At 60.3% G+C, this 13941-nt stretch carries 16 protein-coding genes; 6 read left to right on the plus strand and 10 right to left on the minus strand.

Annotated elements, in window-relative coordinates:
* Positions 1–7: 7 nt before the first annotated feature.
* Complete coding sequence (gene proC, locus ACM6IN_RS18070) at positions 8–826, minus strand: pyrroline-5-carboxylate reductase (RefSeq protein ID WP_007913644.1); 819 nt, start codon at positions 824–826, stop codon at positions 8–10.
* Between the two features lie 23 nt (positions 827–849).
* Entirely contained in the window at positions 850–1536 is a 687-nt protein-coding gene (locus tag ACM6IN_RS18075; protein ID WP_007913645.1) for a YggS family pyridoxal phosphate-dependent enzyme, read from the minus strand.
* 56 nt (positions 1537–1592) lie between these two features.
* On the opposite strand from ACM6IN_RS18075, the gene ACM6IN_RS18080 reads away from it, so the two are divergent.
* A complete protein-coding gene (locus tag ACM6IN_RS18080; protein ID WP_414916463.1) occupies positions 1593–2627 on the plus strand; it encodes a type IV pilus twitching motility protein PilT in 1035 nt (344 codons plus the stop codon).
* 105 nt (positions 2628–2732) lie between these two features.
* Here ACM6IN_RS18080 and ACM6IN_RS18085 read toward each other — a convergent pair whose 3' ends face one another.
* Positions 2733–3350: a C40 family peptidase gene (locus ACM6IN_RS18085; protein WP_007913648.1), complete on the minus strand. Its 618-nt coding sequence runs from the start codon at positions 3348–3350 to the stop codon at positions 2733–2735.
* A 248-nt stretch (positions 3351–3598) separates the two neighbouring features.
* Between ACM6IN_RS18085 and ACM6IN_RS18090 the strand changes: the two genes are divergently transcribed.
* Positions 3599–4030: an NINE protein gene (locus ACM6IN_RS18090; protein ID WP_110718026.1), complete on the plus strand. Its 432-nt coding sequence runs from the start codon at positions 3599–3601 to the stop codon at positions 4028–4030.
* A gap of 102 nt (positions 4031–4132) precedes the next feature.
* On the opposite strand, the gene ACM6IN_RS18095 is transcribed toward ACM6IN_RS18090, so the two are convergent.
* The 7 genes from ACM6IN_RS18095 to gshB form a co-directional block, all read right to left on the minus strand.
* On the minus strand, positions 4133–5404 hold the full coding sequence (locus ACM6IN_RS18095; RefSeq protein WP_007913658.1) for a dihydroorotase: 1272 nt from the start codon (positions 5402–5404) through the stop codon (positions 4133–4135).
* Positions 5401–6405 (minus strand): aspartate carbamoyltransferase catalytic subunit, encoded by a 1005-nt coding sequence (locus tag ACM6IN_RS18100; protein ID WP_007913665.1) that lies wholly within the window; start codon positions 6403–6405, stop codon positions 5401–5403. Before ACM6IN_RS18100 ends, ACM6IN_RS18095 begins: the two co-directional genes overlap by 4 nt.
* Positions 6406–6432: 27 nt before the next feature.
* Complete coding sequence (pyrR, locus tag ACM6IN_RS18105; RefSeq protein ID WP_034153653.1) at positions 6433–6939, minus strand: bifunctional pyr operon transcriptional regulator/uracil phosphoribosyltransferase PyrR; 507 nt, start codon at positions 6937–6939, stop codon at positions 6433–6435.
* Between the two features lie 80 nt (positions 6940–7019).
* Complete coding sequence (ruvX, locus tag ACM6IN_RS18110) at positions 7020–7457, minus strand: Holliday junction resolvase RuvX (protein ID WP_007913667.1); 438 nt, start codon at positions 7455–7457, stop codon at positions 7020–7022.
* Complete coding sequence (locus tag ACM6IN_RS18115; RefSeq protein ID WP_007913668.1) at positions 7457–8029, minus strand: YqgE/AlgH family protein; 573 nt, start codon at positions 8027–8029, stop codon at positions 7457–7459. Before ACM6IN_RS18115 ends, ruvX begins: the two co-directional genes overlap by 1 nt.
* A 134-nt stretch (positions 8030–8163) precedes the next feature.
* Positions 8164–9063: an energy transducer TonB gene (locus ACM6IN_RS18120; protein ID WP_007913669.1), complete on the minus strand. Its 900-nt coding sequence runs from the start codon at positions 9061–9063 to the stop codon at positions 8164–8166.
* 107 nt (positions 9064–9170) lie between these two features.
* A complete protein-coding gene (gene gshB / locus ACM6IN_RS18125) occupies positions 9171–10142 on the minus strand; it encodes a glutathione synthase (RefSeq protein WP_414916464.1) in 972 nt (323 codons plus the stop codon).
* Positions 10143–10367: 225 nt separating this feature from the next.
* Between gshB and pilG the strand changes: the two genes are divergently transcribed.
* The 4 genes from pilG to ACM6IN_RS18145 all read left to right on the plus strand — a co-directional run bounded on the left by pilG (position 10368) and on the right by ACM6IN_RS18145 (position 13941).
* Positions 10368–10772: a twitching motility response regulator PilG gene (gene pilG / locus ACM6IN_RS18130; RefSeq protein ID WP_414916465.1), complete on the plus strand. Its 405-nt coding sequence runs from the start codon at positions 10368–10370 to the stop codon at positions 10770–10772.
* Positions 10773–10832: 60 nt separating this feature from the next.
* Positions 10833–11198 carry a twitching motility response regulator PilH gene (pilH, locus tag ACM6IN_RS18135; RefSeq protein WP_007913674.1) on the plus strand — a complete coding sequence of 122 codons (366 nt, stop codon included), beginning with the start codon at positions 10833–10835 and terminating at the stop codon, positions 11196–11198.
* Positions 11199–11208: 10 nt separating this feature from the next.
* Positions 11209–11748, plus strand: coding sequence for a chemotaxis protein CheW (locus ACM6IN_RS18140; protein ID WP_007913675.1), 540 nt, complete (start codon positions 11209–11211; stop codon positions 11746–11748).
* A 144-nt stretch (positions 11749–11892) separates the two neighbouring features.
* Complete coding sequence (locus tag ACM6IN_RS18145) at positions 11893–13941, plus strand: methyl-accepting chemotaxis protein (RefSeq protein WP_007913676.1); 2049 nt, start codon at positions 11893–11895, stop codon at positions 13939–13941.

Below are 13941 nucleotides of genomic sequence, written 5' to 3' on the forward strand. Positions count from 1 at the left end.
AGGCTCCTTATTTGCCCAGTTGTTCGGCCATTTCGGCCGAGCGGTGCGCGGCGGCGCCGAGTGCGGTTTCGACCAGGGCTTCAAAGCCATTGGCCTGGAATGATTTGATTGCAGCTTCCGTGGTGCCGTTTGGCGAGGTCACGCGACGGCGCAGTTCGGCGGCGTCGACATCGCTGGAAACCGCCATGTGCGCTGCGCCCAGCGCCGTTTGCAGGGTCAGTTGTTCTGCGACGTCTTTCGGCAGGCCGAGTTTGACGCCGGCGGCAGTCATGGCTTCGATCAGCAGGAAGAAGTAGGCAGGGCCGGAACCGGACACGGCGGTGACGGCGTCCAGTTGCTGTTCTTCATTCAGCCACAGGGCGATGCCGACGGCGGACAGCAGCTCTTCGGCTTGCTGACGCTGCTCGGCAGTCACTTCGCTGGTCGCGTACAAGCCGCTGACGCCCTGGCGCAGCAGCGCCGGGGTATTGGGCATGCAGCGCACGATCGGCTGCTCGCCGAGCCACGCGGTCATGCTGGCACAGGTGATACCGGCAGCAATCGACACCACCAATTGATTGGGTTTCAGGCTTGGGCGAATGGCTTCGCACACGGCTTTCATAGCCTGCGGCTTGACCGCCAGCACGATCACATCGACGCCGTCGATGGCCTGAGCATTGTCGGCGAAAGTTTCGATGCCGTGTTCGGCACTGACCTTGGCGCGGGTTTCTTCACCCGGGTCGCTGGCGCGGATCTGTCCGGCTTCCAGACCCTTGGCGCGCAGGCCGCCAATCAGACTGGCCGCCATGTTGCCCGCACCGATAAACGCAATACGTGTGTTGCTCATGTGTGGTCCTTATCTGGAATGGTTCAAGACTGGGAATAATCACGGGCGCCAAACAGGGCGGTACCGATACGCACCCAAGTGGCGCCTTGGGCAATGGCCGACTCGAGGTCGTGGCTCATGCCCATGGACAGTGTGTCGAGCGGCAGATCGAGGCTGGCCTGCAATTTCTGTACAGCGGCGAAGGCCGCGTCTTGCTCGGCGCGATCTTCGGTCGGCTCGGGAATCGCCATCAGGCCACGCAATTTCAGGCGCGGTAATGCGTTGATGGCCTCGGCCAATGCCGGCAGATCAGCCGGGGTGCAGCCGGATTTACTGGCTTCACCGCTGACGTTGACCTGAATGCAGATGTTCAGCGGCGGCAGCTCGGCCGGGCGCTGTTCGGACAGACGTTGAGCGATTTTCAGGCGATCCACGGAATGCACCCAATCGAAATGCTCGGCAATCGCCCGAGTCTTGTTCGATTGAATGGGGCCGATGAAGTGCCAGATCAAGGGCAGGTCGGCCAGTTCGAGCTGTTTGCCCAGGGCTTCCTGCAGGTAGTTCTCGCCAAAGTCGCGCAGGCCGGCGGCATACGCCTCGCGCAGCGCTTCGGCGGGTTTGGTTTTGCTCACGGCGAGCAACTGGACGCTGTTTTCAGGACGGTGTGCGGCTTGGGTCGCGGTCTGGATGCGCGAACCAACGTGGAAAATGTTGTCTGCTATCGTGGACATCAAGAGGCGCCGGCGGTCTGAAGGTTCGCGGCATTCTACTGGAATTGAGGAGCGCTATGGATATCACTGAATTGCTGGCCTTCAGCGCCAAACAGGGCGCTTCCGACCTGCACCTGTCGGCCGGTCTGCCGCCGATGATCCGCGTCGATGGCGATGTGCGGCGGATCAATCTGCCGGCGCTGGATCACAAGCAAGTGCACGAACTGATCTACGACATCATGGACGACACCCAGCGCGTCGACTTCGAGAAACATCTGGAAACCGACTTTTCCTTCGAAGTGCCGGGTGTCGCGCGTTTCCGGGTTAACGCCTTCAACCAGAACCGTGGCGCCGGCGCCGTATTCCGTACGATTCCGTCGAAAGTGCTGAGCATGGAAGACCTCGCCATGGGCGATGTCTTCCGCAAGATCACCGATGCGCCGCGCGGGCTGGTGTTGGTCACCGGGCCGACCGGTTCGGGCAAATCGACCACGCTGGCGGCGATGATCGATTACCTCAACACTCACCGTCATCACCATATCCTCACCATCGAAGATCCGATCGAGTTTGTTCACGAATCGCGCAAATGCCTGATCAATCAGCGTGAAGTTCACCGTGATACCCGCAGTTTCGCTACGGCTTTGCGTTCAGCGCTGCGCGAAGACCCGGATGTGATACTGGTCGGCGAGATGCGTGATCTGGAAACCATTCGCCTGGCGTTGACCGCAGCCGAAACCGGGCATCTGGTGTTCGGCACGCTGCACACCACATCCGCAGCGAAAACCATCGACCGTGTCGTGGATGTGTTCCCGGGTGACGAGAAGTCGATGGTGCGTTCGATGCTGTCCGAGTCGTTGCTGGCGGTGGTCTCGCAGACGTTGATCAAGAAGATCGGCGGCGGACGGGTGGCGGCGCACGAGATCATGCTGGGCACGTCGGCGATCCGTAACCTGATTCGTGAGGACAAGGTCGCGCAGATGTATTCGGCGATTCAGACCGGTGGGTCGTTGGGGATGCAGACACTGGACATGTGCCTGAAGGATCTGGTGACCAAGGGCTTGATCAGTCGCGAGCATGCGCGGGAGAAGGCGCGCACGCCGGATAATTTCTGAGACCAGAAGCTAAAGATCGCAGCCTTCGGCAGCTCCTACAGGGAAACGCTGATCCTGATGTAGGAGCTGCCGAAGGCTGCGATCTTTTGATCTTGCTTCGAAGACTTAGCGCTGAACCACGCGCATCTGCTGCTGTTCTTTCGGCAACACACGCTTGGCCACTACGTAATGCTGCTGCCAGTACGGCTTGTTCAGCGTATCGATGCTCACCGCTTTGCCACGACGCGGGGCGTGGATAAAGCGGTCGTTGCCCAGGTAGATGGCAACGTGGTTGACCCGGCGGCTCTTGATGTTGAAGAAAATCAGGTCGCCCGGCTTCAGATCCTTGCGCTCGACTTTCTCGCCGTGACCGCTGGCCATGGCGTTAGAGGTGCGTGGCAGGTCGAAGGTGGCGTCGTTGAACGCGTATTTCACCAGGCCGCTGCAATCGAAGCCTTTACTTGGGCTGCTGCCGCCCCAACGATAAGGGGTACCGAGGACGTTCACCGCACGGCTCAGCACATTGCTGCTTTCCTTGCTCGCCATCGGTGGCACCAGCTTGCTGTGGCTCTTGCTGCTCAGCGTGGTGGTTTTGCTTTTGCTGCTTTTGCTCGAAGGAGCCGAAGCATGGGATTTAGGGGTGAAGCCGTTAACGTTAGGAAGACGTTGCTCACGATTGGTGGCGTGGGCGGCCAGTGGCATTAATAGGCAGATGGTTAGCCATGTCTTGAAAAATGGTCGCATTAGGCGTGGCTCTTCAGTGATAGCGCGCAACTTTATAACAGAGTTTTTTTTCATTCCGAGTCCGTTGGTCGATTCAGTTGGCGGCCAACGGAACCAAATAATCGGAAAATGGACGCAATTGTCGGACAGAAGTCAGGTGCTATAAGGCTTTGACGGTAGCAACGGTAACATTTGCCGTACGTCGGCTACCTGTAAAAAAGTCACAAAGAATTCAAGAATATTTATCTATCGTGTGAATCGAGGTCTTCATGAACCCCTATCAACAATTTGTTCAGCAGCAAGATACGCACAGCAAAATCATCGGTTATCTGTTGTGGATTTTCGGTTTTACCGGTGCTCACCGCTTCTATTACGGCAAGCCGGTGACCGGGACGATCTGGTTTTTCACCCTTGGTTTGCTGGGCATTGGCTGGCTGATCGACCTGTTCTTGATCCCGGCGATGGATCGCGAGGCGGATCTGCGTTTTACCGCCGGGCCGATCGAGTACAACGTAGCGTGGATTCTGCTGACGTTCCTCGGAGCATTGGGTGTGCACCGGATGTATCAGGGCAAATGGATCAGTGGGCTGATCTATCTGCTGACGGGCGGGTTGTTCTTTCTGGGGGTGCTGTATGACTTCTGGACGCTGAATGATCAGGTGTCCGTACGCAACGCCGAAGGCAGAGGCGCCTTCCAGTAAGCCATCGCTGGCAAGCCAGCTCCCACAGGTTTTTGCGCTAACCCAAAGATAGCGCAAGACCTTGTGGGAGCTGGCTTGCCAGCGGTTGGGGGCAACCCGGTATCAAGCCTGGTGACTGATCCGCCCATCCACCAAGGTGTAGCGAACCACACCCGGCAAAGTGTGCCCAATGAACGGGCAGTTCTCACCCTTCGACAACCAGCCTTCACCGGCCACCGTCGAAGCCTGCGGATCGAACAGCACGATATCTGCCGCCCCACCCACCGCCAGTTTGCCAGCCGGCAGACGTAGCGCTTCAGCCGGGCCTGCGCTCAAACGCGCCAGCAAGGTAGGCAGATCCAGCAACCCATCCTCAACCAGCGTCATCGCCAGCGGCAGCAGCAACTCAACACTGCTGATGCCCGGCTCGGTCGCGCCGAATGGCGCCAGTTTGGCGTCGCGTTCGTGCGGCTGGTGATGGCTGGAAATCGCCGAGACCACGCCGGATTTCACTGCCTCACGCAGACCATCGCGATCCGCACGAGTGCGCAGCGGCGGTTGCACGTGGTACAGGCTGCTGAAGTCGATCAATGCTTCGTCGGTCAGAATCAGCTGATACAGCGCGACATCCGCCGTCACCTTCAGGCCGCGGGCCTGAGCCTGCGCGATCAGAGCCACGCCGCGAGCGCTGGTCAACTGGCTGAAGTGCGCACGCACGCCAGTCTGCTCGACCAGTAGCAGGTCGCGAGCCAAAGCCACAGTTTCAGCAGTTTCCGGAATCCCCGGCAGACCGAGGAAGCTGGCCACCGCGCCTTCGTGGGCGAGACCGCCCTCGGCCAGGTCATGATCCTGCGAGTTGAAAATCACCGTCAGATCAAACGTCGCCGCATATTCCAGCGCCCGGCACAGCGTGCGGGTATTGCGGAAACTCTCCAGACCATTGCCGAACGCCACGCAACCAGCGTCGCGCAACGCAACCAGCTCAGCCAGTTGCTCGCCGTCCAGACCTTTGCTCAGCGCGCCGATCGGGAACACCTTGGTGTTGCCGGCTTCGCGTGCGCGGTCGAGGATCAGTTCGGCCACGGCGGAAGTGTCGAGCACCGGTTTGGTCTTCGGTGGGCAGCACAGGCTGGTCACACCGCCGGCCGCTGCCGCGCGGGTTTCGCTGATGATCGAGCCTTTGCGGCTGTAGCCCGGCTCGCGCAGGGCAACGTTCAGATCGACGAGGCCCGGAGCGGCAACAAGGCCTTGGGCATCAATGGTTTCTACGGCCGTGAAACCCGCCGGGGCCGCGCCGAGGGCGACGATCTTGCAGGCTTCAACGTGAATGTCGGTGACTTGATCCAGGCCGCTGCTTGGATCGATGACGCGTGCGCCGAGAATGCTGAGCTTCACTGGGCGTTCTCCTGCTCGAATTGACGCTGCGCGGTTTGTCCGCTCATGGCCATGGACAGCACAGCCATACGAATCGCGATGCCGTAGGTGACCTGATTGAGGATCACCGAGTGCGGGCCGTCGGCCACTGCGGACTCGATCTCCACCCCCCGGTTGATCGGCCCAGGGTGCATGACGATGCAATCGGGTTTGGCCCCGGCCAGACGCGCGGTGGTCAGGCCGAACAGGCGGTAGAACTCGCCTTCGCTCGGCAACAGGCCGCCGGTCATGCGTTCACGCTGCAGGCGCAGCATGATCACCACGTCGACGTCTTTCAGGCCTTCGGTCATGTCGGTGTAAACCTTCACGCCGTATTGCTCGATGCCGATCGGCAGCAGGGTTTTCGGCGCGATCACGCGGATGTCCGGGCAACCGAGGGTTTTCAGCGCGAGCATGTTCGAGCGCGCGACCCGCGAGTGCAGGATGTCGCCAACGATGGCCACCGAGAGGTTTTCGAAACCGCCCTTGTGCCGACGGATGGTGAGCATGTCGAGCATGCCCTGCGTCGGGTGGGCGTGACGGCCGTCGCCGCCGTTGATGATCGCCACTTGCGGGCAAACATGTTCGGCGATGAAGTGCGCGGCGCCGGAATCACCGTGGCGTACGACGAACATGTCGGCGGCCATGGCTTCAAGGTTGCGCAGGGTGTCGAGCAGGGTTTCACCTTTGCTTGCCGACGAGGTCGACACGTTCAGGGTGATCACGTCCGCCGACAGCCGCTGGGCCGCCAGTTCGAAGGTGGTGCGGGTGCGTGTGGAGTTTTCGAAGAACACGTTGCACACGGTCTTGCCGCGCAGCAACGGGACTTTCTTCACCGCCCGGGCACCGACTTCGAGGAACGAGTCGGCAGTGTCGAGGATTTCCGTCAGCAACTCGCGGCGCAGGCCGTCGAGCGAGAGGAAGTGGCGCAGCTGGCCCTGATCATTGAGCTGCAGCGGGCGCTTGGTATCTAGAGGCGTCATCGCGAAGGGGACTCTCAATAGGGCGGATTAAAGGTTGAAGTCTTGCAGTTCGAGCGTCAGCGGCTCGGGGCCGGACAGCTTCACCCGTTCGTGAGCGGCCAGCGACAAAGTCGCGCCGACCACGTTCGGGCGGATCGGCAACTCGCCAGCGTCCAGATCCAGCAGACAAACCAGAGTCACGCTGGCCGGGCGGCCGTAGTCGAACAATTCGTTCATGGCGGCGCGGATGGTGCGGCCGCTCATCAGTACGTCGTCGATCAGCACCAGATGCTGGCCTTCGATCTCGAAGGGCAGGGCGGACGGGCGCACTTGCGGGTGCAGACCGTTCTGGCTGAAGTCGTCACGGTAGAAGGACACGTCCAGCGTGCCCAGTGGCGCGTCGCTGCCCAATTCCTTGAGCAAGGCCTGCGCGACCCAGATGCCGCCGGTGCGGATGCCGATGTAACGCGGTTCGGTGATTTCACGCTGGGCAAGGTGCGCCTTGAGGCGGGTCGCCATCTGGCTGATCAGATCGGCGGGATTTGGCAGGCTCATGGTTGCTCCTTGTTGGGGGCGAATCGGGTCCTTGGACACGACTCGGTTTTTCACTCAAAAGAAAAGCGCCGAAGCGCTTGTCAGGATTCAAACAATGCAGTGTTTTCATCGAGCCAGCCCTGCAACAGCAGAGCGGCGGCGATGGCGTCCACCGGGTTGTCGCGGTAACTGCCCTTTTGGCCGCCTCGCACCAGTCGCTCGCCTTTGGCCTCGAAGGTGGTCAGACGTTCGTCGTGGGTATAGAAGGGCACATTGAAGCGGCCGTTGAGGCGGCGGGCGAATTTCTCCGCGCGCAGGCACATTTCACTCGGCGTACCATCCATGTTCAGCGGCAGGCCGACGACCACGGCGTCGGGTTTCCATTCCTTGAACAGCGCTTCCACCTGATTCCAGTCGGGAATGCCGTTTTGCGCTTTCAGGGTGCACAGCTCACGGGCCTGGCCGGTAATCACCTGGCCGACCGCGACGCCGATCTGTTTGGTGCCGTAGTCGAAGCCGAGAATCAGGCGCAGGGCCATCAGGCGTGACCTGCCTGGCTGGTCAGCAGGCTGAGGTTGATCCCCAGGTGCTTGGCCGCCGCTTCGAGGCGCAGTTCGCTGCTGGTGTTGAAGAGGATGTCGGCGTCGTACGGGCAGGTCAGCCAGGCGTTGTCGGCCAGTTCGGCTTCCAGTTGCCCGGCTTCCCAACCGGCGTAACCGAGGGCAATCAGGCTTTTCGCCGGGCCGACGCCGTCCGCGATGGCGAACAGCACATCCTGCGAGGTCGACAGGGCCAGATCACCGTCCAGTTGTGCGGTGGCCTGGAAGGTCTTGCCCGCCGGATGCAGAACAAAACCGCGATCGGTCTGTACCGGGCCGCCGATGAAAATCGGTACGTGCTGGCACAGTGCTGGCGGGTCGATGTCCGGGCGCAGTTGCTCAAGAATGTCGGCCAGATTCAGCTCTTGCGGCCGGTTGACCACAATCCCCATAGCGCCATTGGCCGTGTGCTCGACGATGTAGGTCAAGGTGTGGGCAAAGTTCGGGTCGGCCATGTGTGGCATGGCGATCAGGAAGTGATGCTTGAGGTAGCTGGGGCTGACGTTTTTCATGTGCGCTAGTGTGGCGTTCGGGGGGCCAACTGACAAGCTGAAGCCGCCAAAAGATCGCAGCCTTCGGCAGCTCCTACATGTGAATGCAGGCCAATGTAGGAGCTGCCGAAGGCTGCGATCTTTTGATCTTGCCCTTAATTGCTCGAGAGCTTGTCGCCGCGGGCGAATTTCCAGGTGCGAATGATTTCCAGACGATCGATATCCGACAAGTCCCCGGTAAACGGCGCAAACGGTGCCGCCAGTCGAACAATGCGCTGCGCCGCCTGATCCAGCAGCGGCTGGCCGGATGATTCCAGCACCAGCACTTCATACAGCGAGCCGTCGCGATTGATCGAAACCATCAGGCGCAAATTGCCGTAGATCTGCTTGCGCCGTGCTTCCTCGGGGTAATTGAGGTTGCCGATGCGTTCGACCTTCTTGCGCCAGTCGTCTTTGTACCAGGCGCCCTTGTCGCGCATGGTCGACGCCGCGCTCAAGCGATGAATGCGCGGGCGCTTGGCGTACAGCTGTTGTTCCTTGGCCAGTTCGGCTTCGAGGCTGGCGATGTCGCTGGACAGCTGCGAGCTGTCGAACTCTGGCGCGTCGACTGTCGGTTTGACTTCGGTTTTGCTTTCTTCTTTCTTGGTCGGTGCTTTTTTCGGCTTCGGCGCAACGGTGGTCACCGCAGCCTTGGGCGCAGCCTCCTGCACTTGCGGCTTGGCGGCCGGTGGCGGGGTGACTTTCTTGACCTGATTGTCCTGGAACGGCGCCACCTCAGTGGTCTTCGGGATCGCCTTTTTGTCCAGCGTGCCGCTGCCTTCCTGATTTTCCTGCGCGAGAAAGTCAGCCTTCTCCGGCTTCTTTTCGCTTTTGAAGGTGGCGAGGGTGATTTCCAGGGTTTTGCTGATTTGCTTGGGCTCGACCATCGTGAAGCCGACGCCGAGCAGCAGCGCCAAATGAATCAGCGCCGCGAGAAACAGGGTAAATCCGAGGCGATCGGCCGGGCGCACGCCACGGTGGGCGAGTTCTGCGGGCAGATCGGACGGGAGGGTCATGACAAGAAAACCAACATCGCGTTTTTCAGAGGCTGCGCATGATAACGCAATGTTGGTTTCACGCCTTGGGCTTCACGCTTCAAGCGACAGACTGCATGTGACGTGCATCAAGCTTGTGGCTTTTTGCCGGCGGCTTGCAGCTTCTTGGCGATCGCGTCCATCAGCATGCCGCCGATGTCAGTGCCAAAGGCATTGTCGATTTCACGGATGCAGGTTGGGCTGGTGACGTTGATTTCGGTCAGGCTTTCGCCAATCACATCGAGACCGACGAACAGCAGGCCTTTCTCACGCAACGTCTGGCCGACTTGAGCCGCGATCCAGCGATCCTTTTCAGTCAGCGGACGCGCTTCACCCCGGCCACCGGCAGCCAGGTTGCCACGGGTTTCGCCCTGCGCCGGAATCCGCGCCAGGCAGTAATCCACCGGCTCGCCGTCGATCATCAGGATGCGTTTGTCGCCGTCCTTGATTGCTGGCAGGTAAGCCTGGCCCATGATCTGCTGGCCACCGAGGGCGGTCAGGGTTTCCAGAATCACCGACAGGTTCGGATCGCCAGCGCGATGACGGAAAATCGACGTGCCACCCATGCCGTCCAGCGGCTTGAGGATCACGTCGCCGTGCTTGGCGGCGAATTCACGCAGCACGTCGGCGCGGCGGCTGACGATGGTCGGCGGCGTGCACTGCGGGAACAGCGTGGCGAACAGTTTTTCATTGCAGTCGCGCAGGCTTTGCGGTTTGTTCACCACCAGCACGCCAGCGGTTTCGGCCTGTTCGAGCAGGTAGGTGGAGTAAACGAACTCCATGTCGAACGGCGGATCCTTGCGCATCAGGATCACGTCGAGATCGCTCAGCAGGTTGTCCTGCTCGGCGTCCAGTTCGAACCATTTTTCCGGGTTGGCGAAGACTTTCAGCGGCTTCATGCGCGCCCGTGCCTGACCTTCGCCCTGATACAGGTCGCGCTGTTCCATATAGAACAGTTCCCAGCCACGCTTCTGCGCGGCCAGTAGCATGGCCAGCGAGCTATCCTTTTTATAGGAGATGCTGGCGATAGGGTCCATGACAATCCCGACGCGAACGCTCATTGGGTTTTCCTCGAAAATTGGCTACCGGATCGGTATTGAAAAAGTGCCGCCAGAGTGGCGCCGGGCGGGTTTTCGGTCAAGGAAAAACCCGTCGATAGATTGCATCTGGAGACTGTGCTAAAAAGGCTGCCATGCCGTGCTGGCCCTTGAGCATCAAGGGTTTCCAGCCATCAGTCATCGCAAAACGGACAATTTGATTCGCAAAGGCGACGGTAGAGCCCCCTTATGGAACAGCAGTCCAGCGCCTTGAAGGTCATGGTCATCGACGACTCGAAAACGATTCGTCGCACCGCCGAAACATTGTTGAAGAATGTCGGTTGCGAAGTGATCACGGCGATCGACGGTTTCGACGCCTTGGCCAAGATCACCGATAACCACCCCGGGATCATTTTTGTCGACATCATGATGCCGCGTCTGGATGGTTATCAGACCTGCGCTTTAATCAAGAACAACAGTGCGTTCAAGGCCACGCCGGTGATCATGCTGTCATCGCGTGACGGGCTGTTCGACAAGGCCAAGGGGCGGATTGTCGGATCTGATCAATTTTTGACCAAGCCTTTCAGCAAGGAAGAACTGCTCAACGCGATCCAGGCCCATGTTCCGGGCTTCGCCGCCGTTTTGCCGCAGTAAGACACGTACAGTGACGCTCGGCCAGCGGGCCGGGCGTCGACAAGAAAAATGGGGAAAACCATGGCACGTATCCTGATCGTCGATGATTCGCCGACTGAAATGTACAAACTGACCGGCATGCTCGAAAAGCACGGCCATGAAGTGCTCAAAGCCGAAAACGGCGCCGACGGCGTGGCCCTGGCCCGTCAGGAAAAACCCGACGCGGTGCTGATGGACATCGTCATGCCAGGCCTCAATGGTTTTCAGGCCACCCGCCAGTTGACCAAGGATGCCGACACCAGCCACATCCCGGTGATCATCATCACCACCAAGGATCAGGAAACCGACAAGGTCTGGGGCACCCGTCAGGGCGCCAAGGACTACCTGACCAAACCGGTCGACGAAGACACCCTGATCAAGACCCTGAACAACGTGCTCAAAGGCTGATCGCGCAACCATGAGCGAATCGCTGACCGCGTTCGAACTGCTCTGGCAAATCGACCAGCGCTGCCGCTTGCTGGCGGCGGACCTGCCGTCGCAACCGGCGCGTCAGGATCGCTGGAGCGGCATCGGCTTTCGCCTCGGCGAGCATTGGTATGTGGCGCCGATGGGCGAAGTCAGCGAAGTGCTGCACGAACCGCGCTTCACACAGTTGCCCGGGGTCAAGCCGTGGGTCAAAGGCGTGGCTAACCTGCGCGGGCGGCTGTTGCCGATCATGGATTTGTGCGGATTTTTCGGCCACGAACTGTCGCCGTTGCGTAAACAGCGGCGGGTCTTGGTGGTCGAGCATGGGGACGTGTTTGCCGGGTTGATGGTCGATGAGGTGATTGGTCTGCAGCATTTCGAGCAGGACAGCTTCGAACCGATCTCGATCAGCAAGCGCCAGGGATCCAAGGCCGAGTTCGTCAAAGGCTATTTCCGCCGCGAGCAGAACTGGCGGGTGTTCAGTTTGTTTGCATTGGCGAAATCCCCGGTGTTCATGAGCGTCGCGATATAGCTGTTACAACAAAGATCCCTTGTAGGAGTGAGCCTGCTCGCGATTCAGGCACCGCGGTGTATCAAGTACACCGCGTTATCGTTCAATCGCGAGCAGGCTCACTCCTACAGGTTCTACCGGTGAGCTTCAAACAGGCGAGGACCGATGACAAAAGCAAAAACAGGCAAGCCGGCGGAAGGATCGCGCAGTCGCTCGCAGATCATCGTGCTGTTCATCGCACTGATCGTGTTCATCATGCTGCTGTTCGCCAACTTCGCTTATCTCAACACCCAGGCGAACTACGACAAACAGTACATCGGCCACGCCGGTGAGCTGCGCGTGCTCTCGCAACGCATCGCCAAGAACGCCACCGAAGCCGCCGCCGGCAAGGCGGCTGCGTTCAAGTTGCTCAGCGATGCGCGCAACGATTTCGCCCAGCGCTGGGGTTATCTGAAAAAGGGCGACCCGGCCACCGGCCTGCCGCCGGCACCCGCCACCGTGCGCCCGGAAATGCGCGCTGTGCAGTTGGATTGGGAGCGCCTGCTGAAAAACACCGACGCGATTCTTTCCAGCGAGCAGACCGTGCTGTCGCTGCATCAGGTCGCCGCGACCCTGGCCGAAACCGTGCCGCAGTTGCAGATCGAATACGAAAAAGTCGTCGAAATCCTCCTCCAGCGCGGCGCCCCGGCGGCGCAGGTGGCGATGGCTCAGCGTCAGTCGCTGCTGGCCGAACGTATTCTTGGCGCGGTCAACACCGTGCTCGCCGGCGACGAAAACTCCCAGCAAGCCGCCGATGCCTTCGGCCGCGACGCCACGCGTTTCGGCCAAGTGCTCAACGGCATGCTGCAAGGTAACCCGGCGCTGAAAATCAGCCAGGTCGAAGACCGTGATGCCCGCGCGCGTCTGAGTGAGATTTCCGAACTGTTCCAGTTTGTCTCCGGTTCGGTGGATGAAATCCTCGAAACCTCGCCCGAGCTGTTCAAGGTTCGTGAATCGGCGAGCAACATTTTCAGCCTGTCGCAGACCCTGCTCGACGAAGCCTCGCACCTGGCCACTCGCTTCGAAAACCTTGCCGGCGGGCGCAACACCGACACCATCGGCGGTTACGTCCTCGGTTTGCTGGCGCTGGCCTCAATCATCCTTATCGGTCTGGTGATGGTCCGGGAAACCAATCGCCAGTTGCGCGAAACCGCCGAGAAGAACGAGCGCAACCAGAACGCGATCATGCGCCTGCTCGATGAAATCGAAGACCTCGCCGACGGCGACCTCACCGTGACCGCCTCGGTGACCGAAGACTTCACCGGCACCATCGCCGACTCGATCAACTATTCCGTCGACCAATTGCGCGATCTCGTCGCGACGATCAACCTCACTGCCGGCCAGGTCGCCGCAGCGGTGCAGGAAACCCAGGCCACCGCGATGCACCTGGCACAGGCCTCGGAACATCAGGCGCAGCAGATTTCCGAAGCTTCGACGGCGATCAGCGACATGGCCGAGTCCATCGATCAGGTCTCGGCCAACGCCGCCGAGTCTTCGGCAGTCGCCGAGCGCTCCGTGGAAATCGCCAACAAGGGCAACGAGGTGGTGCACAACACCATCCACGGCATGGACAACATTCGCGAACAGATTCAGGACACCGCCAAACGCATCAAGCGTCTGGGCGAGTCGTCGCAGGAAATCGGCGACATCGTCAGCCTGATCGACGACATTGCTGACCAGACCAACATACTCGCCCTCAACGCGGCGATTCAGGCGTCGATGGCCGGTGATGCCGGACGCGGTTTTGCCGTGGTCGCCGACGAAGTGCAGCGCTTGGCCGAACGCTCGTCCGCCGCCACCCGGCAGATCGAAACCCTGGTGCGGGCGATTCAGACCGACACCAACGAAGCCGTGATTTCCATGGAGCAAACCACCACCGAAGTGGTGCGCGGCGCGCGACTGGCGCAGGATGCCGGTGTGGCCCTGGAAGAAATCGAAGGTGTATCGAAGACCCTCGCGGCGCTGATTCAAAGCATCTCCAATGCAGCGCAGCAGCAGACGACTTCCGCCGGGCAGATCTCGCTGACGATGAACGTGATCCAGCAGATCACCTCGCAGACTTCGTCCGGCTCCACGGCCACCGCCGAGAGCATCGGCAACCTGACGAAAATGGCCAGTCAGCTACGGCGTTCGGTGTCCGGATTCACCTTGCCGGCGGCGACAGATAAAGCGTGA

The organism is Pseudomonas sp. IT-P395 (assembly GCF_949767675.1).
In the GTDB taxonomy this organism is placed as follows: domain Bacteria; phylum Pseudomonadota; class Gammaproteobacteria; order Pseudomonadales; family Pseudomonadaceae; genus Aquipseudomonas.

Bases quoted from the DNA above. Each gene is read 5' to 3' on its own strand.
- proC (WP_007913644.1), bottom strand. From the start codon at position 826: ATGAGCAACACACGTATTGCGTTTATCGGTGCGGGCAACATGGCGGCC.
- ACM6IN_RS18075 (WP_007913645.1), bottom strand. From the start codon at position 1,536: ATGTCCACGATAGCAGACAACATTTTCCACGTTGGTTCGCGCATCCAG.
- ACM6IN_RS18080 (WP_414916463.1), top strand. From the start codon at position 1,593: ATGGATATCACTGAATTGCTGGCCTTCAGCGCCAAACAGGGCGCTTCC.
- ACM6IN_RS18085 (WP_007913648.1), bottom strand. From the start codon at position 3,350: ATGCGACCATTTTTCAAGACATGGCTAACCATCTGCCTATTAATGCCA.
- ACM6IN_RS18090 (WP_110718026.1), top strand. From the start codon at position 3,599: ATGAACCCCTATCAACAATTTGTTCAGCAGCAAGATACGCACAGCAAA.
- ACM6IN_RS18100 (WP_007913665.1), bottom strand. From the start codon at position 6,405: ATGACGCCTCTAGATACCAAGCGCCCGCTGCAGCTCAATGATCAGGGC.
- pyrR (WP_034153653.1), bottom strand. From the start codon at position 6,939: ATGAGCCTGCCAAATCCCGCCGATCTGATCAGCCAGATGGCGACCCGC.
- ruvX (WP_007913667.1), bottom strand. From the start codon at position 7,457: ATGGCCCTGCGCCTGATTCTCGGCTTCGACTACGGCACCAAACAGATC.
- ACM6IN_RS18115 (WP_007913668.1), bottom strand. From the start codon at position 8,029: ATGAAAAACGTCAGCCCCAGCTACCTCAAGCATCACTTCCTGATCGCC.
- ACM6IN_RS18120 (WP_007913669.1), bottom strand. From the start codon at position 9,063: ATGACCCTCCCGTCCGATCTGCCCGCAGAACTCGCCCACCGTGGCGTG.
- gshB (WP_414916464.1), bottom strand. From the start codon at position 10,142: ATGAGCGTTCGCGTCGGGATTGTCATGGACCCTATCGCCAGCATCTCC.
- pilG (WP_414916465.1), top strand. From the start codon at position 10,368: ATGGAACAGCAGTCCAGCGCCTTGAAGGTCATGGTCATCGACGACTCG.
- pilH (WP_007913674.1), top strand. From the start codon at position 10,833: ATGGCACGTATCCTGATCGTCGATGATTCGCCGACTGAAATGTACAAA.
- ACM6IN_RS18140 (WP_007913675.1), top strand. From the start codon at position 11,209: ATGAGCGAATCGCTGACCGCGTTCGAACTGCTCTGGCAAATCGACCAG.
- ACM6IN_RS18145 (WP_007913676.1), top strand. From the start codon at position 11,893: ATGACAAAAGCAAAAACAGGCAAGCCGGCGGAAGGATCGCGCAGTCGC.